The organism is Leptospira ainlahdjerensis, assembly GCF_016919175.1.
Classification (GTDB): Bacteria; Spirochaetota; Leptospiria; order Leptospirales; family Leptospiraceae; genus Leptospira; species Leptospira ainlahdjerensis.
In genome coordinates this window covers 25,687-51,110 of record NZ_JAFFPU010000012.1, presented here as the reverse complement: position 1 = coordinate 51,110, position 25,424 = coordinate 25,687, and the positions used below count along the sequence as shown (strand labels likewise).

The window sequence follows — 25,424 nt, the reverse complement described above, 5'->3', positions numbered from 1 at the left end:
CTTTGGTTCTTTTCGGATTGAGAAGATTTTCTTTCCCGATCGGTTTTCTAAAAAAAATCCGAATTCTTAAATTCTTTTTTCCAAATCCATTTCAGAGGTGAACAGAGAGGAACCGTAGAGGATGTATGGAAACTCTATCGTTTAGTTCTGAGAGAAAAATTGAGTCGGCGTTGATTGAAGGTCGGATTGGGAACGATTCGATTCTTGTTCCCCTTTCCTATTGGGATGCACTTGACGAGGGAGAAAGAAAGTTACTTCGGAGAAAACTACCTTATCTGTTGAGGAGATATACGAAATATGTGAGTTGTCTGAAGAGGCTTCACTGGAGAGCGGGGAAGATCAAGTACAATCGAGGTGTAGGGAGAATGAAGAAGATGAGCATTCGGGTAAATACGGGGAGCTTGGGCCGTTTTGGGCGCTCTTGCTGCGGCTCACGGGGTTTCGCGGTGTTTTCTTTTTAATTATATGCTTTGGTTGGATGATGTCGGAGTCGGGGATTCTATCGTGGAAACTATGAACCAAGGAGTTCCTAGGTTTCATGGGACCTACAGAATGATCTGGACCCTAGATTTACGACAAAATCTGATTTCCAGAGAGCTGGAGGTCGAACCGAACCCACTTTTCGGTCGATACACATTCGAATTCGAGAAGACTCAAACCTAAAAAAACAGCCCTCCTCTTCACCGATCGAAACGAAAAAGCGCCTAAAAAAGGGGCAGGACCTAACTCATCCTTTTTCAGACCGCAGTAATTCCACCGTCCACCGTCCAGTTTGCGCCGTTGATATAACCGGAGCCTGGATTCATCAAAAAGAGAACCACCCTCGCTATCTCCGAAGGATCCGCAATTTTTTTCGAAGGAGTCATCTCTAAAATTTTTCTCCTATGCTCGTCCACTTGGTCTTCTTGAATCCCCATTTTTGTCTCCATATATCCTGGACTGATCGCGTTGACGGTGATCCCTAAATTCCCCCATTCATCCGCGAGAGATTTTACAAAACCGATCAGCGCGTGTTTAGAAGAAGAATAGGCGACGGAGTTCGCAGATCCCTTAAGAGACAAAGAAGATGCGATGAACAAGAGTCTTCCTAAATTCAAATTTATGAATATAGGGAGAATCCACTTCGTGATCTGGAACGCAGATCGAACGTTGATCGAAAAAATTCGATCCCATTCTTCCTCGCGCACTTCCGTAATTTTGTGATACGGGCCGCCGTAGCCGGCACAATGAATGAAGCCGTAAGGAGTTAGATTTTCAGACGAAACATATTCTTTCCATTTCCCCAGAGAAGAATAGAGTTCCCTATCCTGAGTTAGATCGGTGGGAAGAAAGAATTCTCCATCCAACAGATTCTCCGGATGTTTTAAATCAAAATTCGTAACAGAGTAACCCTCGGAAACGAGTAACGCGACGATCGCCCTTCCCAAACCACCGCTACCGCCTGTGAGAATTACATTCTTTTTATTTTCCGATTCTTTCTTTGTTACAGACATTCTTCTTGAATCTCCATTCTAACTTCTATCCCGTATTTCTGGATGACAGAGATCGGCACAAGGAATTCTCTGTTTCTCATGGAAAAACTTTTCGAAAGAGTCAATCATATCCTCGAAGCCCTCCCTTACATCACAAAATATTCGGGCAAGACGGTCGTGATCAAGTACGGCGGTGCCGCGATGGCGAAAGCCGATTTGAAAGAATCTTTTGCGAAAGACATCGTTCTTTTAAAATATGTTGGAATTCATCCCGTGATCGTACACGGAGGGGGACCCGAAATCAATCGTCTTCTTGAGAGTCTAAAAATTCCGACTGAGTTCGTTCACGGACATAGAGTGACCGATTCGCAAACCATGGATGTTGTGGAAATGGTTCTCACTGGAAAGGTGAACAAACAAATCGTTTCCATGATCAATGCACAAGGTGGGAACGCAGTGGGAATTTCCGGAAAAGACGGAAATCTTGCCAAGGCAACAAAGGCTCCGATCGAAATAGAACTCGAAGGACAAGAAACACAACTTTTCGACGTCGGGCTTGTAGGAAAGATCGAAACGATCAACCCGGAGATTCTTCTCAATCTTCAGAAAGAAGGATTCATTCCCGTGATATCACCCGTGGCGGAATCCGCCACGGGTGATAGTCTCAACATCAACGCAGACACTTTTGCCGGAGAAGTCGCGGGCGCGCTCAAAGCCGAGAAGTTGATTCTTCTCACGGACACGGAAGGAATTTTGATCGACGGAAAACTTGCAACCGGACTCAACCGGGGGAAGGTAAAAGATTATATTCGAAAGGGAGAAATTTCCGGGGGAATGATTCCAAAGGTAGAATGTTGTCTCACGGCGATCGACCAAGGAGTGAGAAGAACTCATATCATCGACGGAAGAGTTCCCCATTCTATCTTGATCGAAATTTTTACCGATCAAGGAATCGGCTCTCTAATCGAATGAAGTATTTTCATTGCGAGTTTGGATTTCAAAATTCTTTTTAAAAGGTGTTCTTTAAAAAACCGAATCTTTCGGTTTTTGAGAAGACGGGAAGAAAGGAAAAAACTTCCCTCTTGTGACGTTTCGAAAGTTCTCCGGAGAATCAAAAAAACATCTTTCTCGATTTTTTTTTGCAATTTTCCCTCGCTTGAATTGTTAGTGAAACTCCTTGACAGGGAAATCTTTCTTGTATCCAATGATTCAATTCTTCTTTTAGAATGGTCCGTCAACCCCCTTTATGAGTGAAAGGCAACTATCCTTATCCCTAATCTCCGATATAACGGCGAGAATCAACTCGACCGACGACCTGGAAGAACTCCTCGGTATCATCATAGAAACCACAAAGGATGTCCTCAATTCGGAAGGATGTTCCCTACTTCTTTATGATCGGAGTGAAGACTGTCTTGTTTTCAATGTGGCGAAAGGAACGAAAGGAGAATCTCTCGCCACTCTGAAGGTTCCCCGAGGAAAGGGAATCGCGGGAATGGTTCTGGAAACTCTGGAACCTGTGATTGTAAACGACGCGGCAAACGATCCCAGAATTTATAGAAACATCGACGAGACGGTAGGATTCGTGACAAACAATCTCATCTGCGTTCCTATGAGCACTCAGGGAGAAATCCAGGGTGTTTTGGAAGCGGTAAACTCTTTGGGTCGAAAAGAGTTTACAAATAAAGATATTAAGGTTCTTCAATATCTTTCGGATCTTGCGGCGATCGCGATTCGAAATCGAAGACTCATCGGCGATTTAAAAAGTCGCGCGAACGAATTGGATTGTCTCTTTCAACTCAGCCAAGCGATTTCGAACATAGCGGAGATGGATCAATTCTTAAACCTGACCGTACATTCGATTTCGGAAGTGATGGGAGCGGAACGAGTTTCTCTTATTTTCTTCAATCCGAAGAGCGGGAAGTACGAACTCAAAAAAAGCATCGGTTTTAGTCTCGAAGAGGAAGAACATTTCATCAACGAGAAGGAAGGTGTGATCAGTAAGATTTTGGAAACAGGAATCCCCATCCTAGTACAAAATACCACTGCTCTTGCGGAAGATTGGGTGCGCCCGGAAAGATATAAGACCAAGTCCTTTATTTCGGTGCCGATCCGACAAGACGGAAAGATCATAGGAATTCTCAACGCCGCAGATAAAACATCGGGGAACAGTTTTAACAACGCGGATCAAAACATTCTGAGTACGATTTCCAATCAGATCGCGGAGGCCTACAATTCTCTACTCTCCAAGGATCAAAAAGAAAAACTCAATTCGATCCGAAGAGATATGCAGATCGCGTCCCAGATCCAAGTAAACTCTTTGCCGAACATTCCCAAAAAAATCCAAGGATTGGAATTGGAAACGAGTTATATCGCATCCAAGGAAATCGGCGGGGACTTTTACGATCTTATCTATCACAATCCCGATGAAGTGAGCGTTCTCATCGCGGACGTTTCCGGAAAAGGAATCGCCGCCGCGCTCTTTATGGAGTTTTCGAAGACGATCATTTCCGGAGAAGTTTCCAGAAATTCTTCGACGAGCATCAGTTTGATGAGCGCGAACAGAATCATTCAAGAAAAGTCCGGTTACTTTTTGTTTGTCACTGTGATGCTCGCGAGGATCAACATGGCGAAAAGAAGAATCCGATTCTCCAGCGCCGGGCACAACGAACAACTTCTCTACAAGGCGAAAGACAAAAAGGTAACGAGCCTTTCCGGAAAAGGAATGCCGCTCGGAATCAAGGAATCCGAAATCGACGAACACGAAATCGATTATGCACCGGGAGATCTTCTCATACTTTATACCGACGGAGTGAGCGAGGCGATGAACGAATCCAACGAGATGTACGGACTCGAAAATCTCACGAAGCTCATCGAAAGAAACGGAGAAATGCCTCTCGGCGCGCTCAAAGAATTGATCATCGATACGACGGACGCGTTTCGTGGAGACGCCGCTCCGCACGACGACTACACACTCTTTATGGTCCGTCTTCCTTAAAAAGAAAAATATTCTTTGCAGGGAAGCAAAGAAAGACTTCGAACAAAATTCTTCTCTTACGACATCGAAATCATCCGGTCCTGAGGTTTGCTTCGAGCAGGGAAAGTTGTACACGGAGAAAGTTTGGGCGTCCCCTTCCGATTCCCATCGGAAGGACCGCGCTTGGTCCGGGTTCGTCGCAAAGCGACTCATCCCTCGCTCGCTTGATTCTTAAAAGAAAGGTAAGATTCTAATATTCGCTCGGGACGCAAAAAGCGCCCTCCCCATCGCTGACGCATCCTTCGTTCCCAAAAACAAAATTCCGAAAACATCGAAAGAGAATGAAATCGTATATTAAAAAATTCGAATCGATCTGGTGTGAGTTCCTACTAATAAGATCTCGTCGACCTTTTCGAAATTCGAATGGTCCTTTTGCCTTCTTCAATTTGTGTGAGTTCCTACGTTTTTCAAACTCTGAAGGTGCGTCATTCTTTCAAAGTTTGGCGGAACACGAATAGGAAGGAGTTGAAGACACGGATCGGATCAAGGAGGTCATTTCGCCAACATATGCGCCGGTTGTCCCGTGGAAGCGAGGAGCGACCTCCAGAGTGTACTTCGATCGGGTTGTAAGACTTTTCTTTCTTGGATTGCGACCGAGATCGGAAGATGTGTAAAGACGTTGTTCCACATTCCTACGACCATGTCGGTTTTACCGGCCATAGCGGCGTGCACCGCATTCTGAGCCAAAAAACCGCAGAAGACCGAATCTTCGGGGTCGGCGGGAATCGAACGAATGATATAACTCGGATCTATGTATTTGATATTTACGGGAATGTTTTCCTTTTTGAAAAATTCTGTCATCGTGTCCTTGAGAAAAATTCCGATGTCCTTGAGTTTGAGATTCCCTGAAGGATCTCTTTCGCCCGTGGTTTCAAAAAAATGTTGCCCCGCTCCTTCGGCTGCGATGATCACGGCGTGGCCCTTTTTTTGAATTCTTTTTTTGAGTTCATCTAAGAAGGCTCCGTTTCCGTGGAGATCGAAGTTGACTTCGGGAATCAGGCAGTAGTTTACGTTTCGTGAAGCGAGGGCCGCGTTCACCGCGATAAAACCGGAGTGTCTTCCCATAAGTTTTACAAGACCGATTCCGTTAGGCGCTCCTTTGGCCTCGACGTGAGCGCATTCCACAGCTTCCATCGCTTTGGAAAACGCAGTAGAAAAACCGAATGTTTTTTGGACATAGTTGATATCGTTGTCTATGGTTTTCGGAATTCCTATGACCGAAATTTCTTCTCCGCGTTTGGCGATCTCGTCCACGATCTCTCGAGCTCCTCGAAGGGTTCCGTCCCCGCCGATACAAAAGAGAACCTTGACCCCGTAGAGACTAAGATAATCGACCATATCCACGGGAGACTGATTTCCTCGGGAAGAACCGAGCATGGAACCCCCTTCTTCTACGATATGCGCCACTCGTTCCGGAGTAAGTTCGATCGGTTTATGAGAATATTTTTTGACAAGGCCTTGGTAGCCGTAAGGAAACCCGAGAATTCGGGAGACTCCGTAACGATAAAAAAGTTCCATGACGATGCCTCGGATCACGTCGTTGATTCCGGGGCAAAGGCCTCCACACGTTACGATCCCTGCGGTTACTTCTTTTGGGCGGAAAAAAATTTTTTCACGAGGTCCGGCTTGTTCGAAAAAGTCGGGTCCGTTTTCAACGTAAGAATTCCAATCTTCCTTGGATTGAAAAACGGTTCGAAACAACAATCTAGAAGAATCGCTCGTATAGTATTCGTAATCCGCAGGACTTGGTACGGTACACTCGCCGAAATTTTTTATCTTTGTCTCCATTCTTATCCTCGCGTTGATTTTTAGGGAATTCCGGGAAAAATCATCTCATTTTGCAATTTTATACTGACAGTTCTGTTCTATTTCTATAGTCTTACAAAGAGAACGTACAATGAACGGAAAAAGATCACTCATTCTATCTTTATTTTTGTTCCTTTTCGGGGTTTCCATTTTTTCCGTAGAAGACCCTTCTTTCAGCCCGTTCGAACCCTATCATCTTTCCAGAGATTTTGATCTCAATCGTCAGAAATATCTCCAGGTAGTCGCCATTCCGTACAAGGATCCGATGGAACTCAAATTGGGTCCGGAATCGCAATCCTTTCAGGAGACAAAATCTCCGGCTCCGATTTTCACCGTAACTCCAGGCCTATCCTTTTCCGGGATGTTTCAGCCCTTTTTATTTTCGGTGGTTCCGAGTGAGAACGTAAATTTTCTTCCGGTTTCCGAAACTGTCTTTGTAAACGAGGCTCCTCATCGATCCGGAAAATTTCTTTCCGGCGCCTTTTCAGAAAAAAGAACGATGGATCGGATTACAGATTCCAGAAATCAGATCCAAGGGTTTGGATTGTCAAATTGGAATTCGAACCCGCTTCAGAACGGAAGTAGTTCCGGGGTTATGTTCTTATATATGAAACGTCACGCAGGTTTGGAGATGGATTTTAACGCGAGAATGATTGGAAACCAAGCAGGTCTTGCGGTTTTAGAATCCGCAAAATCTACGATCGCATTCAACTACTCCGTTTTTCCCGAAATCGGAGAAAGTTCCAAGATGAATTTTTTTGTTCAATTCTCGAGCGTAAAACGTTTTCAGGATCGAAACGGCGGAGTTTTTTCACTTAGCGATCCACAAACGAATAATGCTCGCGGTTTGAGATCTTATGAGTATTATCTCAATCCTGGAATTTCTTTTTCTTCCAGAAACCTAAGTTTGGAAGGTATGGTTCGAGTTCCGGTTCCGACTGCGGCACAGCTTCAATCCGGAGAACAACAACTTTGGATGCAAGAGATCCAAGGTCTTCTCGGGATCAAATACAGCTTTTCTGAAACTTCTCCTAAGTAGCCCGACCCCTTTTCTGTTCAACAATAGCAAAAGGCAATTTTGGTGCGCTAGTTTTTTTGTTTCAGGATGAATCCTGTCGGAACTACGACAATTCTACCGTAAAAGTCTCGCGCCCCGCCCGATTTTCGGGTGGAGGGGTGGGTGGTGGAAAAAATTCGGAGACTTTCCTCTATCACAAAATTCTAATTTTGCAAGTAAAAATTATCGTGTAGGAACTCTTACAAAGTCTTTTCTTTCGGGCGATTTTTGTTTCAGCTTTTTCAAGTATGGGTAAGAATATGCGAAGAATTTGTGATCAAATTAGAACGCATTCTTTTGTAAGAGCTTCTACGCGTGTCGATAAATCGGTTGTGTGAACTCTTAATTCGCCTCGTTTGGACGAAATCATTTACGGCGCATTTGAATATTTAAGATTCCAGTCGATCCTTTTGTAAGAGTTCCTACACAAGATTCAGGCGATGACCTTTGTTCTTCTATGATCAAATCAGAATGGATTTTAAAAAACGTAAGAGCTCCTACAAGAATCGCACAAAAGAGCCGCCTCTGAGACGAGAAGACGAGGATCGAAAGATTATTCTAAGATTCCTTGCTTTTTCAGAGAGAATGCGAGATCCATCTTGCTGATCAAATGTTTGGCTCTTCCAAAACGAATCATCGTTTTCGCTTCCGGATTCTCCTTAGAATCAAATACTTCCAAACAGGTTTCGATCACAGGACAGGAGTTGTCCGTGCATCCGATTTCTGTGAGTTTCAAAATTTCGTTGCCACTGAGATGAAGCGGACCTGCGAGCCAAGAAATCAAAGTCGGATGAAACGAAAATTCTTCGGTTGCCTTTCGAGTCTCCGAAAAGACGGGACCGTGATTGTGCACCGAAGAATGATTGGGAACTGCCGGTTTCATAGCCTCTAGTTAGACGAAAGAAAATAGATTCATTCTTTCAGTATTATCTCGCGATCGAAACCGCGAGCGGATCATAGGCGAGATTCGGAGCCAACCAACGTTCTGTCTCTTCGATCGTCATTCCTTTGCGTGTTGCGTATTCCTCGATTTGGTCGCGGCTGATTTTTGCGACCGCGAAGTATTTCGATTGAGGATGTGCAAAATACAATCCACTTACCGAACTCGCAGGCCACATCGCAAAGTGTTCCGTAAGCGTGATCCCTGTATTTTTTTCGGCTTGTAGAAGATCAAAGAGAACTCTCTTTTCGGTATGATCCGGAGACGCAGGATATCCGGCGGCCGGACGAATTCCTCTGTAACGTTCTCGAATCAGATCTTCCGGTGCGAGATTTTCGTCTTTTGCGTAACCCCAATATTCTTTTCGAACTTTGAAGTGCATGTATTCAGCGAACGCCTCTGCGAAACGATCGCCTAACGCCTTAGCCATGATGGAATTGTAGTCGTCGAGATTCTTCTCGAATTCTTTTGCGAATTCTTCCACTCCGTGTCCGGCCGTTACCGCAAATCCACCGATATAATCGATTCTTCCGGATTCTTTCGGCGCTACGTAATCCGCCAAACAGTAATTAGGTTCCGTCGGGTCTTCTTTCTGAATTTGCTGACGCAAGGTATGAAAAACTGTGAGCAATTTGGAACGAGATTCGTCTTCGTAGACTTCGATATCGTCGCCTACGCTGTTAGCCGGAAAGATTCCGATTACACCTTTGGTTCGGAATAATTTCTCATCCGTAATCTTCTTCATGAGTTTTTGTGCATCCGAGAAGAGTTCTCTCGCTTGTTTTCCGGTTGTTTCACTTTCAAGAATTGCGGGATATCTTCCTTTCAATTCCCAAGCGGTGAAGAATGGAGTCCAGTCGATAAAAGGAATTAGAGTTTCCAACGAAATTTCCTCATCAAAAACTTTTACGCCGGTAAACGCGGGTTTGTCGATTTGGGTCGTAGACCAATCGATCACTTCTTTGTTTTCTCTCGCTTGATCGAGGGAGATAAGTTTTCTCTCCGCTCTTGTGCTGAAATAATTCTCTCTCGCAGCGTGTTGATCTTCCTTGATCTTTTTAGAATACGCTTCGTTTAGATCCGGATGAAGAAGCTGATTGACAACGTTTACGACCCTCGACGCGTCTACAACGTGAACCACTGGTTGATCGTATGCGGGTGCGATTTTAACGGCAGTATGCGCGGAACTTGTCGTTGCGCCTCCGATTAAAAGTGGGACATTGAATCCGGTCCGTTTCATCTCGGATGCGACGTGAACCATCTCATCCAAAGAAGGAGTGATAAGCCCGGAAAGGCCGATGATACTCGCGTTGATCTTTCTTGCTTCCTCTAAAATTTTATCAGCAGGAACCATCACCCCTAAGTCTATCACTTCGTAGTTGTTACAAGCAAGGACCACACCCACGATATTCTTTCCGATATCATGAACGTCTCCTTTGACCGTTGCGATTAAGAATTTCGGACGAGAAGAAGTGTCTTGATTGTTTTTCTTCTCCTCTTCCATAAATGGTAAAAGATATGCCACGGATTTTTTCATTACACGTGCGCTCTTAACAACTTGAGGAAGAAACATTTTTCCCGCGCCGAAAAGTTCTCCCACGATTTTCATTCCATCCATGAGAGGGCCTTCGATGACGGTTAACGGACGTCCGTATTTGAGGCGTGCTTCTTCCGTATCTTGATCTATGTATTCTACGATTCCTTTTACAAGAGCGTGAGAAAGCCTTTCTTCTACGGAAGTCCCTTCTCTCCAAGTCTCTTCTTTTTTCTCGGCCTTATCTCCGGATTTTACGTTTTCCGCAAATTCCACAAGACGTTCGGTCGCATCCGGTCTTCTGTTTAAAATTACGTCTTCCACGTATTCTAAAAGATCCTTTGGAATTTCTTCGTAAACGGCGAGCATCCCCGCGTTCACGATCGCCATATCCATTCCAGCTTGGATCGCGTAGTATAAGAATACGGAGTGCATCGCTTCTCTAACAGGATTGTTTCCTCGGAAAGAAAAAGACACGTTAGATAATCCGCCGGAGACTTTCGCGCCGGGACAGAGTTTTTTGATTTCTCGGATGGCTTCGATAAAGTCCATCGCATAATTGTTATGTTCTTCGATCCCGGTTGCTACCGTGAGAATGTTCGGATCAAAGATGATATCCACCGGATTAAAATCAGCCTTTGTTACGAGAAGATCGTATGCTCGTTTGCAAATACGAACTTTTTCGTCTTTGGTCGCGGCTTGGCCTTGTTCGTCAAAGGCCATCACGATCGCGGCCGCGCCGTATCTCTGGATTTTCCGCGCGTGTTCTAAGAATTTTTCCTCTCCTTCTTTCAGAGAGATCGAGTTCACAATCGGCTTTCCTTGGATACATTTTAGGCCTTCTTCCAAAACGGTCCATTTGGAAGAATCCACCATAAACGGAACTTTTGCGATATCCGGTTCTCCCGCGATGAGATTTAAGAAATGCCTCATCGAAGCTTCCCCGTCTAACAAGGCTTCGTCGAAGTTGATATCGATAATATTGGCTCCGGCTTCCACTTGTTGTAAAGCGACTGAAACCGCTTCTTCAAAATTGCCTTCGATGATGAGTTTTTTAAAACGAGGAGATCCGGTTACGTTCGTTCTTTCTCCTATGAGTAAGAATCCCTTGTCCGGAGTGATGTTCAAAGGTTCGAGTCCGGAAAGTCTTGTGACTTCCGGGATTTGAGGAATGACTCGCGGTTTTTTCCCTTGAACCGCTTTTGCGGCCGCGGCAATGTGTTCCGGAGTTGTTCCGCAACAACCGCCGGCAATATTCAACCAACCGGAACTTGCAAATTCTTGAATGTACTTCCCGAATTCTTCCGGTGTTTGATCGTATCCCCCGAACGCGTTTGGAAGCCCAGCATTCGGATAACAACTGATCATACACGATGCTACTCTGGAGAGTTCTTCGATATAAGGTCTCATCTCGTCAGCGCCTAACGCGCAGTTGATTCCTACCGATAACGGCTTTGCGTGAGCGATGGAATTGTAAAACGCTTCCACGGTTTGTCCGGAAAGAGTTCTTCCCGAAGCGTCCGTAATCGTCACTGAGAGACAAACCGGGATTCGAACTTGAAGGTCTTCAAAGACTTGCTCGATCGCGTAGATGGCAGCCTTTAAATTGAGGGTGTCGATATTTGTTTCGGGAAGAAGAAGGTCGACCCCTGCTTCCACGAGGGCTCTTACTTGTTCGTAAAAGGTGGCTACTAAGTCGTCAAACGTTACCGCTCTAAACGCGGGATTATTTACATCGGGAGACAATGTTGCTGTTCGTGTCGTCGGTCCGATGGCTCCCGCTAAAAAACAAGGATGACTTGGGTTCGTCTTTTGAAATTTTTCGATCGCGTTACGCGCGCATTTAACCGCGGCCTTGTTTAGATCTGCGACTAAGAATTCGGTTTTATAGTCGCCCTGAGAAACTTGGTTGGAACTAAAGGTGTTTGTCTCAAGGATGTTTGCCCCCGCTTCCAAAAATTTTACGTGAATCGCTTCGATTACGTCCGGACGCGTGAGGCAGAGGAGCTCGTTGTTTCCTTTTAAGGGAGAAGAATGATTTTTTAAAACATCTCCTCTGAAATCGTCTTCAGTCAAAGGGAATCTTTGGATCATCGTTCCCATCGCTCCGTCGATGACTAAGATTTGTTTTTCGAGAAGAGAGAGGAGTTCTTTTGCTTTTGGATTTGTGTAGTTGTGAGCTTTCTGAGTCATAATTCGTTTCTTTGTGTATTCTAAAAAATATAATTACGGTATTCTAATATTCAGAGTTGATACAACCTTGACCTTTGAGAGGGACTTTCACGTCTATAATCGCCGGAAAATGTTTTGATTTCAGGGCATTCTCCGCAATCCAGCTCTGCCAGATCGAAGGCACTTCGAAATCCGGATAGATCGCTTCCACCGGACACTCCGGTCTGCATTTGTTACAATCGATGCAGACAGAAGGTTCAATATAGAGACAATCGGCTCCTTCTCGAAAGGCTTCCACTGGACAAACCGCCGCACAGTATGTATATTTGCAACTTCTGCAAGGTTCCGTGACAACGTAGGCCATCGTTTTTCGAGAAGACCGATTTTCCGGGACCGTCTTAGATCCCGGAAAAAGTTTCGATCAGTATCTATAGTTCTCCGGTTTGAAAGGTCCGTTGACCGGAACTCCCAAGTAGTCGGCTTGTTTCTGATTCAATTTTGTTAAACGAACTCCCAATTGTTCCAGGTGAAGAGCCGCAACTTTTTCATCCAGATGTTTTGGAAGAGTGTAAACTCCCAGTTCATACTTCGTGTTATAGAGTTCAATCTGAGCCAATACTTGGTTCGTGAAAGAACAAGACATTACGAAAGATGGGTGACCGGTAGCGCAACCTAAGTTTACAAGACGTCCTTCTGCGAGAACGATAATCGATTTACCGTCTGCAAAAGTATATTTGTCCACCTGCGGTTTGATTTCTTTTTTGGTTACGCCTTTTTCTCCGTTCAATCTGGACATTTGGATTTCGGTGTCGAAGTGCCCGATGTTACAAAGAATTGCTCCGTCTTTCATCGCTTTCATGTGTTCGAGAGTGATGATATCGTCGTTACCGGTTGCGGTTACTACGATGTCCACTTGTTCGATGATGTCTTCCACACGAAGGACTTGATATCCTTCCATAGAAGCTTGAAGTGCACAAATCGGATCGATTTCGGTTACAATGACTCGTGCTCCGAAGTTGCGAAGCGAAGCCGCAGAACCTTTTCCGACGTCTCCAAAACCGCAAACGAGAGCTACTTTTCCAGCGAGCATAACGTCGGTCGCTCTCTTGATTCCGTCAGCGAGAGATTCACGGCATCCGTAGAGGTTGTCGAACTTGGATTTAGTAACGGAATCGTTTACGTTAAACGCAGGAACTTTTAATTCTCCTTTTTTGAGGAGTTTGTAGAGACTCTTGACGCCCGTAGTGGTTTCTTCGGAAATACCGCGGATTTCGCTTAACAATTGAGGATATTTTTCGTGAACGTAAGCGGTTAAGTCTCCGCCGTCGTCAAGAATCATGTTCGGTCCTTTGTCTCCGAAGAAGATGGTCTGTTCGATACACCACCAGTATTCTTCTTCGCTTTCGCCTTTCCATGCAAATACAGGAATTCCCGCTTTTGCAACGGCCGCCGCTGCGTGATCCTGAGTTGAGAAGATATTACAAGAAGACCATCTCACTTCCGCTCCGAGTTCGATAAGAGTCTCGATCAAAACTGCAGTTTGAATCGTCATGTGAAGAGAACCTGCGATTCTTGCTCCAGCCAAAGGTTTTTTACCTTTGTATTCTTGTCTTAAAGCCATAAGACCCGGCATTTCTTTTTCTGCCAGGATGATTTCCTGTCTTCCCCAGTCTGCGAGAGAGAGGTCTTTTACTTTATAGCTTAAGCCTTTTTCCTGTGTAATTGCGGACATTTTAGTCCTCCTTTTTCGTTGCTTGAATAATTAGTATTTTGAAAACGTTTCCTGTATCGAATTCTTCATGTGCCTTCACGGTAAAGCCTGAGAACTCAAGCCAGTCTTGAAGAAGAGAATAGTCAAACCCCAACCAGAGATCGGAGAAATTATCTCTCATAAACTCTTGGTTGTGTTTTTTTAGGTCCACCAGGCAGAAGGTTCCGCCGGGCTTTAGTATTTTATAAATTTCGCGTATAACTCCGGGAGGATTGGAAAGATGGTGAAGGACCATCGACGCTACTACGGCATCGGCTTGTTTGGTCGCAGAAGAAGCCACATTCTCCAGTGGAGAATGAATCAGTGATACGTGAGAATTTCCTGCGAACGCGACCTGAGCCTCTTCCACCATCTTGGGTGAAGAATCCACTCCGATGACTTGATCCGATTTTGTGAGCAGATACGGAATCAGACCTCCCGGCCCGCAGCCCAAATCGTAGATGACGGAGGAAGAGTCCGGAAGATAGGAAAGAATTTTTTTACGATAGAGTGCGGGATCTAAGACGTCTTTTTGAATCGATTCCCAATCCTGAGCTACATTATTAAAATAGAATGTGTTTTTCTGATCTCTTCTTGAGAGAATTTCCGAAATCTGTACTTGATCCTCCTCTCGAAAAGGAAGGTCTTCTTTGTAAGCGAGAAGAAGGTCGGTAATTTCCGAGGAAAAATCGGGAATCTTTTTTTCTTCGGGGATTCGGTAATAAACCCAGGAACCTTCTCGCTCCGGGATGAGAAATCCTGCATCGGTCAGAATCTTGAGATGTCTGGAAACCCTGGACTGACCCATTCTCAAGACCTCGGTGACTTCTTGAACATTCAGAGGGGAAAGAGAGAGAATGTGAAGAATCCGGATTCTCGTTTCATCAGAAAGCGCTTTTAGGGCGGAGAGAATCTGTCTCGGTCGGTTTCCTGAGTAGATTTTGGCTTCTAAAAGCTCCATTAGAACTGAGATATCAAGATATCTTGATATCTGCAAGACTTTTTAGGAGGGGGATTGGAAAATTTGAGTGCGGAATTGGTCTTGGGAAAGGAGGATTTTTCTGAGGAGGGTGATTTTTGTAAGAACTCCTCCAACTTCTGTAGGGGGGACCTCCTGATTACATTCCCATTCTTCCAGAATTGCAAAGAGGAGGCAGCGAGAGACCCCTAAACCAAGAGCAAGAATGCCCAATTCCACCCATTCTTTCTCATTTGGACGAAAGTTCATCCTCTTCAGCTTTAGTCCTTTGCTTTGATAGCTGATGGCCGGAAAATTCTTTCCTAAAAACCTTTTCTTAAGCGCAGCTTTTTGGTATTTTTGCAAGAGAAAGCTCAATTCCTGATTCAGTTTGTTTGCTTGAAGCTTCCTCTTTCGAATGATTTGTTCCGGAATGAGTAATGTTACCGGCGCTCCTTTTTTGCGAAGACTAATTTCTCTCTTAGAGCTGACTGTTTTGTTTGATACCATATCCAAGACGGTTCTTCTGAAAGAGCAGGCGGACTAGAAAATGGTTTCTTTTTTGGATTTTTTCTTTGCGATTCGTTTTTTTTTACTTTTTTGGATTCTCTGAAGAATTCTGTAAGAGCTCCTACTTAAAATTGTCTCTTTTTGTTACACCTCCTACAAAACCCCGTGATAGACCACGATCCGCTGAAACAAACCTCGATCCCAATCAACAGGCGAATCACAAAAGTTTTCAAAAATATCTCGAGGAGCCGTCTATAAGTGCGGACCTGCAAAATTGAGATTTTTCGAAAAAGGAATCTCCGAGAACAAGGATTTGGATCCGTTATCCATTCTTATTCATCTGGATTTTAAACGATAAATTCTTACCTCAAGGTTATCCTCATCGAATCGGATCTTTTTCTAAAGTATCCCAGCCGAGCGTTCTTCGAACAAAGGATCTTTTTTCTCAAAACAAACAGGCACTCTCGCAAAGCGAGCACGGATGAGGCGATCCCCGATCTCAATTCCAAAAGACCCTAGAAGTTTTTGGGAGCCCTTTGGTTTGCAAAAAGCGATTTCCTGAGAATCAGGATACAAAATCTGTTTTAGAATTTTCTAAAGTTCCTAAAGTTCCTAAAGTTCCTAAAGTTCCTAAATCGCCTCTTTTCATTTCTATTCTTAAGAATCCTCTTTTTCCGATTTTTGTTCTTATATATTTCTTTTCGAATGCGTGCGATAGCGATTGTAGCGGAAATTCCTTCTTTGGCGTGGATTTTTCGTCTATTTTTTTAGAATCCGGAAAATCCCTCCTTCCCTAAATCAAGATCCCGCCAAAGAGGAATTGAAGCGGAAAGCGCGGTCGCGAGCCTTTTTTTGGAAAATTTTTGCGAGCGAATCGCCCAAAGGACTTTCTAAATTCATTTTTTATGTTTTAGATCCGAGTCTTGACTCACATTTTATAGGGTTTCCTTCCCTATCCACGTTAGTTTTCTTGTAGCGCCTTTTTGGGTCCTCCTTTTTGAAAATAAAGGTTTCTTCTTTTCTAAAATCTTTCTTTCCAATCAGATTCCATTCTTCTAAATCAGTATTTACCGATTCTGGAGGATTTTTTTGAAATCTATATTTGCACTTTTCCTTCTCCCCTTTGTCTTCTTTTTCCCCTTTCTCTTCTCCGGTTGCGCTCAACTGCAAACGATCAAAGGAAAGATCAAAACGCCCGAAATTTCTTTTGATCGGGTCGAGATCGCAGAAATCACTCTCGAAGATATAAAACTTCTCATTCAAACCGAAGTGAGTAACCCTTATCCGATTACTCTCCCGGCTTCCAGCCTGGACCTGGATGTGAAAATCGAAGGAACCCAATTCAGCAAGGTGAAACTCAGCCTGGAAACGATTTCGGGTTCTTCTAAAAAACAACTCCCGATCGAAGTGAAACTCAAGTATTCCGATCTCGCGACCCTCTACAAGAAAGTCCCCGGCAAAAAGGAACTGCTCATCCGCATCGAAGGAGAAGCCGGTCTTCTTATCCCTGAAAAATACAAGGTCATCGCCGGTACAGATTCGCTCAAATTCCCGTTTCAAGACGAAAGATTGATACCTGCGGTTCTGCCCAATATCGAAATTCGCAACTTTAAAATCATAAAACCGGACGTCGCAAAGATCACCGAATCTGCTAACAGCGCGGAGATTGCGAAGAAGGCCGTTTCCTTTTTGGACGCGCTTCTTTCTCCTAAGAATAGAAAATCTCCCGGCTCCGCGTTAAACGCTGGTCTCGAAGCTCTCGATATTTCCATCGATACTGAATTTGAATTGGTTCTAAACAACAAAGCGGCTTCCGACTTGAAGTTTCAAGATCTCAACTTCGAACTCTTTCTCGAAAACGATAAGTTCCTAACGGGTTCTCCTGTGAACATCGTGAACAACGGCAAAGAATCGATTCTTACGATTAAGACGAGCTTTCCTCTCAAGTCGGTTTCCAACTCGATTGCAAACGCGGTTACAAAAAGAAGTTCTTCCTTTCGTCTTTCCGGTAAGGCTTCAGTTGTATGTCCGGGTGTTTCAACTGACTCGATCGGTTTTGGTTTTTTAAAGGAAGGTAACTTTCGTTGGTAAGTATTCTGTTCCTTCGAATGTATTTCTTTTCTTACAAATACATTCGAGATATTTTCTTTCTTCTTTCGGAAAAATGTTTTCAAGTTAACGATATTGTGATAAGAATAGTCCCTGAGTTTGGAGAGCACCAACTCTCTAGATTATGATTAAATGAGCGTAAAAAGATATGGAAATCTACGAAAAAGAAAAACGGAAACTACTTTCAGCATCAACACCGGAGCAATACATCGAGTTATCGATTAAGTCAAAGCTTACCGGTCCAAAAAAATCTAGTATCACTTCGGAATGGCTTACGTCCACCGGATATACGATCGATGATATCAAGTATGCGAGGAACCGACATCCCTTCTGGCGAAAGAAGAGGAATCAAGGTTCTTACGAACGCAACAGCAAACGATTAGAACAACACAATTATTACCGAACGGATCAGAAGATTGTTTGGGATAAGGATAAGCTCGCGAAGTTTTTCGATCTCAACTTGAAAGGTCTGACCGATCACGAGTTGGCGAGAAGTTTCAAAACTTCCATCCCTGCAGTGAATCACATCCGTCGCAAATTCCGCTTTGCAAGCCAACTCCTGGAATTGGACAGACAAAAACCCGCCAAAACGGGGATTTTGAAGCTCTGTGCACACAGTGAATCCGTCTTAAAGAGATTGATTCGGGAGAAGGAAGGGAAATAAGCTTCTTTCGGAGACTTATTTTGTATGGACCCTTTCGTTTCTCGATCGAAACTTTTAGCAAAGCCCCTGTTTTGCCTAACTTTCTTTCTTTTCTTCTCTTGTTCTTCCGAACAGGAGAAGACGGAAGAATCGGTTTCCTTTCGAGAATCGAATCGCAACCCTTTTCAGGAAGGGAATTCCAAGTTTAAGAACGGGGACTTCCCTTCTGCGATCGAGTTTTATTCCAGGGACTTGGACGCGAATCCGGCCAATCCTTCCTCACTCAACAACCGAGGGCTTGCCAAAAGTAAGTCCGGAAATGAAGAAGGTGCGATTGCGGATTACAACCAAGCCATCGAAAAAAAGCAGGATTACGCGATCGCATACAACAACCGAGGTTTTGCAAAAATCGAAATTTCGGATTATCGGGGCGCGATCGAGGATTTCAATTCGGCGATTCGTTTTAAACCGAATTATTCCAATGCCCTCAATAATCGTGCGGTTGCCAACTGGGCGGTCAAAGAAAAGAAGAACGCATGCGGAGATTGGAAACGAGCCGAATCTTTAGGACATCGAGAAGCGGCGAAATCTGTCGTTAAATTCTGCCATTAGAAATCTCCGGGAATGGCTTGCCTGGGAAAGGGGCTTCAAAAGACTAACCGAAGACTCTTTTCCCGGATTCCGGAATGCAACGAAAACTATTTATTTCCAAAAATGTAAAAACCACTCTTTCTATCTTTGGGCTTCTTTTCCTTTTGATCCCGGCGATTTTGACGGCTTCTCCCGTAGATGATTTTCTAAATCCCCCCAAAAAAAGAAAGGCTCCTCCTTCAACTTCTCAAAAATCGGAGTCCGAACGTTCTGTGAAAGAGCGTCCTTCCTCCTCCGAGGATTCTCCCGAGATCGTCTCCAAAAAAACACCCAAAGAAAAAACGGAAACCGTCGACGTAGGTGCGGGTGTTTCCAAATCGGAAGAAAAAAAACTTCGTAAAAAATCCAGAAATTCTAAGATTCAAGACAACAAGGAAGCGAAGAGATCCAACGCTTCTAAATCCAAGAAAAAATACGAAGACGCCCTTCCCACGGTTCAGGACGACACTCCCTCTACTCCGAGTTATTCCACAAAAGGAATCGAATCCGTTTCGGGGGGTGGAGTTCCCGTTCTTTGTTATCATCATTTGGCGCCGGAAGGCGGTCCTATGGGCGGATACAATCTTCATCCGAATCTTCTCGAAGAACAGTTTAAGTTCCTCAAGGCGGCAGGTTATAAACCGATTCGTTTGGATCAATTCTATGCGTATCTTTCCGGTAAAAAACCTGCGGACTTTCCGGAGAAGCCGATTCTTCTTACATTTGACGACGGTTCTAAAACACATCTCGAGCAGTTGGTTCCTCTTTTAAAGAAGTATAATTTTGTAGCTTCGATCTTTATCTATCCTACGATCATCTCTTCCGGTAAGAAGTACTACTTGACCTGGGAACAACTGAAGACCGCTCTCGACAGCGGGGTTTTGGATTTGGGTTCTCATACATTGTATCATCCGAAACTTCCTACGATGAGTCGCGCGTTGATTCGCAAACAGCTATTGGAATCCAAACAAATCCTAGAAGCCAAAACCGGAAGAAAGGTCGTGGATCTTGCCTATCCTTTCGGGCTTTTTGATCCTCGTGTGATCGAAGAGGCAAAAGAAATCGGTTACAGAATGGCCTTTACGGTCAATCCCGGAAAGAACGTTCCAGGAACCCCGGTCTATAACGTGCATCGTTCATTGGTTCCTTGGGGACAATCCCAGTCCGCGTTCAATGCGATACTAACGATGGCCCCTCCTCCTAAGATTTCCATTTCCATTGCGGACGGATCTTGGGTAAAAACCGGTCAGGAATTTAAGATTCATCTCGAAGGAGTACAGCCGGAGTCGGTGAGTATCAAAATCAAAAGTAAGGATGTGATCTCCGAAAACAAATCTCCGGACTATACGATCCGAATTCCGGACTTTGCGAAAAAATCCACGTTTCTTCCCTTGATGATTCAAGCGAAGACCAAGGAAGGAAAACCGATTCAATACCAATATCTTTTTATCAATCAAAAAGAATTTAAAAAACATCCGGACGGAACTTTTTAAAAACCGACTTGAGTCCTTGTGATGATCTCTGAAATCTTGAGAGTATGAGTTTCAGAGATCATTTTTCTTCCCACTCCTCGTCTTACTCCGAATACCGCCCCGGTTATCCAAGAGAACTTTTTTCCTATCTAAAAGGTCTTGCCCCTGAGGGAAAGGTCGTCTGGGATTGTGGAACCGGAAACGGTCAAGCCGCGGTTTCTCTCGCAGAATTTTTCGACAAGGTGATCGCAACCGATCCCAGCGCGAATCAAATCGCAAACGCAGAATTTCATCCTCGCGTCGAATACCGCGTCGCAAAAGCCGAAGAATCTACATTAAAAAATCATGAAGTAGATTTGATCACGGTCGCACAAGCCTTTCACTGGTTCGATTTTGAACCGTTTTTCAAAGAAGCACAACGTGTGGGAAGGAAGAACGGGATTCTCGCGATCTGGGGATATCGAATGCATAGAATTTCGCCGGAAGTCGACGTTCTCGTGGATAAACTCTACGAAGAAATCGTAGGAGCTTATTGGCCCCCCGAAAGAAAATACGTGGAAGAGGAATACAAAACGATCTCCTTCCCTTTTAAAGAGGTCCCCACCCCTACGTTTAGCATGAAAGAAGAATGGACAGTCGATCAAGTCCTCGGGTATTTAAGAACCTGGTCGAGCGTTCAAAAATACATTCAAAAAAACGAAAGTGATCCGGTAATTTTGATCGAATCCGATTTGCGTTCCGCCTGGGGAGAAGTAAACACAAGAACCGTGGAATGGCCCCTTTTCTTTCGTATCGGGAGACTTCCCTCTTGATTCCTTCTCTTGGAGAAGCGTTTCGTTTTTGGTTTCAACTCGGTTGGTTGAGTTTCGGCGGACCCGCCGGGCAAATCAGCCTAATGCACAAAACCCTTGTGGAAGAGAAACAATGGATCTCCGAAGAAAGGTTCTCGCACGCATTGAGTTATTGTATGCTTCTCCCCGGTCCGGAAGCGCAACAACTCGCCACCTATTTAGGTTGGATTCTTCACGGCGTTCGCGGAGGAATTTTGGCGGGCCTTTTTTTTATTCTTCCTTCCGTTCTTATCTTTATCGGGATTAGTATATTATATTATTATTATGGACAAATTCCTTACGTAATTTCGTTTTTAAACGGAGTCAAACCGGCGATTCTTGCGATCATTCTCCTCGCATTTTCAAATCTGCTTCTTAAAAGTTTAAGATCCAACGGACAAAAATTTTGTTTTTTAATTACCGTTTCTGGGATGTTGTTTTTTTCGATTCCTTATCCGTATCTTCTTCTGTCTTCTTTGACGTTCGGGATTTTTTCTTTTTACGTTTCTAAAAAAGAATCCGGCGCTTCTTTACAAACGTCGGCTTTACACTCTCCTCCCGGAATCATCGACCTACAATCGAGGTTGGATCAAAGAAGGGAACAAAACTCCAAGATTTTAAAACAGATAAGTAAGGTCGGGAGTGTCGGTTTGATCCTTTGGGTTTTGCCGATTCTCGGTATTTTACTCTTTTTAAAATCCGACTTCCGATTTTGGGAAGAACTGATTTTGTTTTTTACAAAAACCGCGCTTTTGACCTTCGGCGGAGCCTACGCGATTCTTCCCACCGTTGCCGACTTTGCCGTCGACAAGGCCGGCTGGATTTCCAACAAAGAGATGTTAGACGGTCTTTCCTTTGGAGAAAGCACTCCGGGCCCGCTTGTGATGGTTCTGACCTTTATCGGTTTTTTGGCGGGAGCTTATCGATTTGAAAGTGTGACCGCGGGTTTATTCGGCTTATCCTTAACGGCGTATTATACTTTTTTGCCTTCATTTATCTTTATCCTCGGCGGTGCGAGTCTTGTGGAAAAAACAAAAGAATCGGCGCTTCTAAAGTTTGCACTAAGTTACGTGACCGCCTGCGTCTGCGGAGTGATTCTCTATTTAGGAATTTATTTTGCAAAGTCGATTCTTTTGCAGGAAGGAATAGCGGGATCTGAATTTCAGAACCCGCTTTATTTGATTCGATGGGCGCCCGTGGTTTGGACGGTTTGTAGCCTTGTTTTTCTCAAACTCAAAAAAGAATATTCCATTTTTTGGATATTCTTCAGCGGCCTTTTTTTCTTGGCCGCCGATGTTCTTTTTCATTTGTGAGTTCTTGTGTAAACTCCGTCCCAGGTTTTTTCAGGCGGGTTGAGTTTATAATCTTCACAACGTTCGATGAGCAGAATCGCCGCCTTATCTTTTGCTCCTCTCGTTATCTGCGAACTTTCTAAAAGTTCCTGGGCGAGAGACCATTCCCGATTGAGATAGGCTTCGAATCCTTTTGAAAATTCGAGCGCGGCGGCTTCGACTCTTTCGGAAATTTTGTCGTGTTTTCCCACGAGTTCGTAGAGTTTTACGGGTTCGTTCTTTCCTTTGACACGGACTACGTCTAAAAGCCTTGTGAAAAATTCGTCCTTAATCTCGTGTTGAACCGATTCGCCGATGAGGATATTAACTCCGTAGTCCTTCCCCGCGGCCTCGAGTCTTGCCGCGAGATTGACGGTATCTCCCATCATCGTGTAAGCCGAAATGGAATCGGTCCCCATAAAACCTACTTTTGCAAGTCCGGTGTTGAGTCCGATCCGAAAGGTCATCTCTTGCGCTTCCTGGATATAAGCTTTTTTCGCCTTCCAATCCTGGCGTAAAAGATCGAGTTTTTCGATCATCTCAACGGAGGCTCGAGCGGCTTTGAGGCAGTGGTCTTCTATTTCCACCGGTGCGTTGAAAATTCCCACGATCGCATCCCCGATGTATTTATCCAAAACACCTCCGTGTTTTTTGAGGACGATCGTCATCGCGGAAAGATATTCGTTTAACAAAGACGCTAATTCGACGGAAGTTAACTTTTCACTAATATTCGAAAAACCTGCTACGTCCGAAAAAAAAGCGGTGATTCTTTTTTCACTCCCGCGTTTTAATGCCGCAAGATCCACCATCGCTTCGCTGACAACCACGGGATCGATCATCGTTCCCAAAATATTCTTTATCTTTTCCCTTTCTCGGAGACCGTAAACCATCGAGTTGAGGGCCTCCGTGAGAGTTCCCAGCTCATCCTGGCCACCCTGTTCGAAATGAACTTCCAGATTTCCGTGTCCCACTTCCTGAGCGTGAAAGATGATCCGTTTGATTTTCTGAACTACAAAACCCGAAATCAAAATTGCAAGAAGAATCGCGATCGCGCAGATGAGCATCGCCGTCGCAATCGCCGAATTCCGGTTTTTCCGAATCATCTCCAGGCCTTCCGTTCGATCCACGAGGGTTCTTGAAATTCCGGAAAGGTTTGCGGAAAGAAGATTGGAGCTAACCTCGTCTCCGGTTTCGGAAAGAAGCGGTTTAGAATCTAAACTCCAAAGAATTTCCTCCGCTTCTCCTCTTGAGTTTGCGATGATTCCGTCGGAGATCAATTTTTTTAGTTGAGGGGTCGGGGTTTCACTTTTGCCGGAATAGATCCATTCCCGGATCGCGGCCCATCTTTCTTTGGAGAGAGACTGTATCTTCGGATCTCTCAGGTAATCCAAATACGCGCCCGAGTTTTGACTAAATCTCAAAATGATCAGATCTTCCAATCCCGCATTTCTAATTTCGCCTAACGCGTCTATCAAAAGATCCGTGTCGCTTTGGATGGGAAAGAATATCTTTTCTTTGGGAGACTTGGTCTTGCCCGCTTTTATCTTTTGTGAGGTCGCTTCCTGATTCTTCTTATCCTCAGAGAACTCGTTTCTAAATTTTTCAAATGCGGCGTCCCTTTCCTGAACGAGTTTTGAATACTTGGAATAAAGATTGTTGAAATTTTTATCCTTAAAGGGAGGAATTGGAGGTTTTTTCTCCTTAAGTTCGGAAATTCTTTTTTTCAAAGGTCCAACAAGTTCTGCGATTCGTTTTGAAATTTCCGAGTCCTGTTGCAGATAACGTTTCGTAAAGTCCGGAATTTTTTCCCGGATTCGATGTGCCCTTTCGGTGGAACTCTGATTTCGAAATATCGGAGAATACAGCGTCTGCAGTTCCATATTACCGATCGTGTATGCGTTTTCCTCCGCTTCCATTCTGAAATCCAGAGACAAAACCCGGGAGATGGATTCTTTTAGATCCACGTTTACCACGGGAAGGATTTCGTTTCCGTTGATCGGTCCGTCCGGTTTGAAAATTCTCGTGTCGAAAGAAGGTGTTAGATTCTCCTTCCATTGATTGGTAAGAACGGGAAACGTTTGAATTCGATACTGAGACATGTTGAGTCCCAGTTCTTCTATCTTTCTGTGTTGTTTCGGAAGAGCGAGTTCTAAGATGGAATGATCGAGTTGATTTCTGGCCTTTTCGATTCCCGATTTTAAAAGTTCCATCCTTTGTTCGATGGGCAATTTGTCCTTTTCCGTTGCACCTTCTTGTGCGCCTAACTCGTCCCATTTCTGTTTTTGTTCGTTGAGATCGGCTTCGAGAATCGCGGCTTGTTGGGCCAACTTTAGAAGTTTAGAATACATCGCGTCCGAAATTCCGAGACCATTCGGATCTTTGAGAAGATACTTTGTATTCTTTTCCAATTCCTCGATGTCGTCTTTGGAAAGATAAACGGAATAGTAAGTGTCCTTGACGGACGACCTTTTTTCTTTTCCGAGAACTCCGAAAAGTTTCGTTTTGAATCCGAAAAGGCTGACTTGTTTTTCTTCTTGGGTGACGACCTTGGTTCGATACTTTCGAAGAGCTTGGCTTTGTCTTTTTACTCTTTCTCGAAAGGATTCTACGCGGATCAGACTGCTGGAAATATTTTCCAATTCTAATACGAGACCGGAGATATAATGTCTGGAAATTGCGGCTTCCTTTTCATAACTCTGTGTGAGAATTTCGGTCTGCTGATTTACGTCGATTGTGGAAAGAATAAAGACCGTGAACGCGATAAGGGTGCCGGTAAAAAGGGCTAACTTGGCTCTGATCCCTAAATAGAAAACATGACTGAATTCGATCAATAAACCGAACCCTTTTTTGATCTTCTGAAGAATCGGATTTGGACCGGATTTGTTTGGATTGATCGGATCTGTAGTATCCACTGCGGAGTTATCCTTTTATAAGTAGTTCTTCTCCTATCTGAAACTTACCTCGTCTTATAGTCACGAAATAATCTTTCCAAACGTCGAATTTTCGATCCTGAGAAATTGGATTTTGCGTATTTTACTTGGTAAAAAAGAAGGTCTTGGATTTCAAAAAGATTATCCGACTTCAAGCAAACCTAGGATTTAGCTGGAATCTTTGCCGTTCAGAAAAAGAAATTGACTAAATTTTTAGATGGAGAGTATTCAACTGACATTCTTTTT

At 44.1% G+C, this 25,424-nt stretch carries 18 protein-coding genes and 1 pseudogene; 10 read left to right on the top strand and 9 right to left on the bottom strand.

Going from position 1 to position 25,424, the window contains the following annotated elements; translation table 11 throughout:
- The first annotated feature begins 125 nt into the window (after positions 1-125).
- Positions 126-663: pseudogene (locus JWG45_RS02935) on the top strand (DUF1564 domain-containing protein).
- Between the two features lie 74 nt (positions 664-737).
- Here JWG45_RS02935 and JWG45_RS02930 read toward each other — a convergent pair.
- Positions 738-1,493 (bottom strand): SDR family NAD(P)-dependent oxidoreductase, encoded by a 756-nt coding sequence (locus JWG45_RS02930; RefSeq protein ID WP_205278291.1) that lies wholly within the window; start codon positions 1,491-1,493, stop codon positions 738-740.
- A 78-nt stretch (positions 1,494-1,571) separates the two neighbouring features.
- Here JWG45_RS02930 and argB point away from each other — a divergent pair, with 78 nt between their 5' ends.
- Together argB and JWG45_RS02920 are read left to right on the top strand one after the other, a co-directional pair.
- On the top strand, positions 1,572-2,444 hold the full coding sequence (gene argB, locus JWG45_RS02925) for an acetylglutamate kinase (RefSeq protein ID WP_205278290.1): 873 nt from the start codon (positions 1,572-1,574) through the stop codon (positions 2,442-2,444).
- Positions 2,445-2,718: 274 nt separating this feature from the next.
- A complete protein-coding gene (locus JWG45_RS02920; RefSeq protein ID WP_205278289.1) occupies positions 2,719-4,467 on the top strand; it encodes a GAF domain-containing SpoIIE family protein phosphatase in 1,749 nt (582 codons plus the stop codon).
- 531 nt (positions 4,468-4,998) lie between these two features.
- On the opposite strand, the gene JWG45_RS02915 is transcribed toward JWG45_RS02920, so the two are convergent.
- The gene (locus JWG45_RS02915; RefSeq protein WP_205278288.1) at positions 4,999-6,294 is read right to left on the bottom strand and encodes an ATP-dependent 6-phosphofructokinase; all 1,296 of its coding nucleotides are present in this window, start codon (positions 6,292-6,294) and stop codon (positions 4,999-5,001) included.
- Positions 6,295-6,403: 109 nt separating this feature from the next.
- Between JWG45_RS02915 and JWG45_RS02910 the strand changes: the two genes are divergently transcribed.
- Positions 6,404-7,351, top strand: a complete 948-nt coding sequence (locus JWG45_RS02910; protein ID WP_205278287.1) for an LIC_20087 family outer membrane protein — start codon at positions 6,404-6,406, stop codon at positions 7,349-7,351.
- Positions 7,352-7,922: 571 nt separating this feature from the next.
- On the opposite strand, the gene JWG45_RS02905 is transcribed toward JWG45_RS02910, so the two are convergent.
- The 6 genes from JWG45_RS02905 to JWG45_RS02880 are packed head-to-tail and all read right to left on the bottom strand — an operon-like array spanning position 7,923 to position 15,233.
- On the bottom strand, positions 7,923-8,252 hold the full coding sequence (locus JWG45_RS02905; protein ID WP_205278286.1) for a hypothetical protein: 330 nt from the start codon (positions 8,250-8,252) through the stop codon (positions 7,923-7,925).
- Between the two features lie 43 nt (positions 8,253-8,295).
- Positions 8,296-12,036: a methionine synthase gene (metH, locus tag JWG45_RS02900; RefSeq protein WP_205278285.1), complete on the bottom strand. Its 3,741-nt coding sequence runs from the start codon at positions 12,034-12,036 to the stop codon at positions 8,296-8,298.
- Positions 12,037-12,079: 43 nt separating this feature from the next.
- Positions 12,080-12,379 (bottom strand): DUF362 domain-containing protein, encoded by a 300-nt coding sequence (locus tag JWG45_RS02895; RefSeq protein ID WP_205278284.1) that lies wholly within the window; start codon positions 12,377-12,379, stop codon positions 12,080-12,082.
- A gap of 57 nt (positions 12,380-12,436) precedes the next feature.
- Positions 12,437-13,747: an adenosylhomocysteinase gene (gene ahcY / locus JWG45_RS02890; RefSeq protein ID WP_205278283.1), complete on the bottom strand. Its 1,311-nt coding sequence runs from the start codon at positions 13,745-13,747 to the stop codon at positions 12,437-12,439.
- A 1-nt stretch (position 13,748) separates the two neighbouring features.
- Positions 13,749-14,726 (bottom strand): ArsR/SmtB family transcription factor, encoded by a 978-nt coding sequence (locus JWG45_RS02885; RefSeq protein WP_205278391.1) that lies wholly within the window; start codon positions 14,724-14,726, stop codon positions 13,749-13,751.
- Between the two features lie 42 nt (positions 14,727-14,768).
- On the bottom strand, positions 14,769-15,233 hold the full coding sequence (locus tag JWG45_RS02880; RefSeq protein WP_205278282.1) for a DUF1564 family protein: 465 nt from the start codon (positions 15,231-15,233) through the stop codon (positions 14,769-14,771).
- A 1,089-nt stretch (positions 15,234-16,322) separates the two neighbouring features.
- Here JWG45_RS02880 and JWG45_RS02875 point away from each other — a divergent pair.
- The 6 genes from JWG45_RS02875 to chrA all read left to right on the top strand — a co-directional run bounded on the left by JWG45_RS02875 (position 16,323) and on the right by chrA (position 22,230).
- Positions 16,323-17,324 (top strand): NDR1/HIN1-like protein, encoded by a 1,002-nt coding sequence (locus JWG45_RS02875; RefSeq protein WP_205278281.1) that lies wholly within the window; start codon positions 16,323-16,325, stop codon positions 17,322-17,324.
- A 166-nt stretch (positions 17,325-17,490) separates the two neighbouring features.
- Positions 17,491-18,006: an LB099 family protein gene (locus JWG45_RS02870; protein ID WP_205278280.1), complete on the top strand. Its 516-nt coding sequence runs from the start codon at positions 17,491-17,493 to the stop codon at positions 18,004-18,006.
- 24 nt (positions 18,007-18,030) lie between these two features.
- On the top strand, positions 18,031-18,597 hold the full coding sequence (locus JWG45_RS02865; RefSeq protein WP_205278279.1) for a tetratricopeptide repeat protein: 567 nt from the start codon (positions 18,031-18,033) through the stop codon (positions 18,595-18,597).
- A 74-nt stretch (positions 18,598-18,671) separates the two neighbouring features.
- Positions 18,672-20,108 carry a polysaccharide deacetylase family protein gene (locus tag JWG45_RS02860; protein WP_205278278.1) on the top strand — a complete coding sequence of 479 codons (1,437 nt, stop codon included), beginning with the start codon at positions 18,672-18,674 and terminating at the stop codon, positions 20,106-20,108.
- A gap of 44 nt (positions 20,109-20,152) precedes the next feature.
- Entirely contained in the window at positions 20,153-20,899 is a 747-nt protein-coding gene (locus JWG45_RS02855) for a class I SAM-dependent methyltransferase (RefSeq protein ID WP_205278277.1), read from the top strand.
- On the top strand, positions 20,896-22,230 hold the full coding sequence (gene chrA / locus JWG45_RS02850; protein ID WP_205278389.1) for a chromate efflux transporter: 1,335 nt from the start codon (positions 20,896-20,898) through the stop codon (positions 22,228-22,230). The genes JWG45_RS02855 and chrA overlap by 4 nt, the downstream gene beginning before the upstream one ends.
- Here the strand turns inward: chrA and JWG45_RS02845 are convergent.
- Positions 22,221-25,160 carry an adenylate/guanylate cyclase domain-containing protein gene (locus tag JWG45_RS02845; protein WP_408611591.1) on the bottom strand — a complete coding sequence of 980 codons (2,940 nt, stop codon included), beginning with the start codon at positions 25,158-25,160 and terminating at the stop codon, positions 22,221-22,223. The two genes, chrA and JWG45_RS02845, sit on opposite strands and share 10 nt — an antisense overlap.
- Between the last annotated feature and the right edge of the window lie 264 nt (positions 25,161-25,424).

Bases quoted from the DNA above. Each gene is read 5' to 3' on its own strand.
- JWG45_RS02930 (WP_205278291.1), bottom strand. From the start codon at position 1,493: ATGTCTGTAACAAAGAAAGAATCGGAAAATAAAAAGAATGTAATTCTC.
- argB (WP_205278290.1), top strand. From the start codon at position 1,572: ATGGAAAAACTTTTCGAAAGAGTCAATCATATCCTCGAAGCCCTCCCT.
- JWG45_RS02915 (WP_205278288.1), bottom strand. From the start codon at position 6,294: ATGGAGACAAAGATAAAAAATTTCGGCGAGTGTACCGTACCAAGTCCT.
- JWG45_RS02865 (WP_205278279.1), top strand. From the start codon at position 18,031: ATGGACCCTTTCGTTTCTCGATCGAAACTTTTAGCAAAGCCCCTGTTT.
- JWG45_RS02895 (WP_205278284.1), bottom strand. From the start codon at position 12,379: ATGGCCTACGTTGTCACGGAACCTTGCAGAAGTTGCAAATATACATAC.
- JWG45_RS02860 (WP_205278278.1), top strand. From the start codon at position 18,672: ATGCAACGAAAACTATTTATTTCCAAAAATGTAAAAACCACTCTTTCT.
- JWG45_RS02855 (WP_205278277.1), top strand. From the start codon at position 20,153: ATGAGTTTCAGAGATCATTTTTCTTCCCACTCCTCGTCTTACTCCGAA.
- JWG45_RS02910 (WP_205278287.1), top strand. From the start codon at position 6,404: ATGAACGGAAAAAGATCACTCATTCTATCTTTATTTTTGTTCCTTTTC.
- metH (WP_205278285.1), bottom strand. From the start codon at position 12,036: ATGACTCAGAAAGCTCACAACTACACAAATCCAAAAGCAAAAGAACTC.
- JWG45_RS02885 (WP_205278391.1), bottom strand. From the start codon at position 14,726: ATGGAGCTTTTAGAAGCCAAAATCTACTCAGGAAACCGACCGAGACAG.
- JWG45_RS02905 (WP_205278286.1), bottom strand. From the start codon at position 8,252: ATGAAACCGGCAGTTCCCAATCATTCTTCGGTGCACAATCACGGTCCC.
- JWG45_RS02920 (WP_205278289.1), top strand. From the start codon at position 2,719: ATGAGTGAAAGGCAACTATCCTTATCCCTAATCTCCGATATAACGGCG.
- JWG45_RS02880 (WP_205278282.1), bottom strand. From the start codon at position 15,233: ATGGTATCAAACAAAACAGTCAGCTCTAAGAGAGAAATTAGTCTTCGC.
- ahcY (WP_205278283.1), bottom strand. From the start codon at position 13,747: ATGTCCGCAATTACACAGGAAAAAGGCTTAAGCTATAAAGTAAAAGAC.
- JWG45_RS02870 (WP_205278280.1), top strand. From the start codon at position 17,491: ATGGAAATCTACGAAAAAGAAAAACGGAAACTACTTTCAGCATCAACA.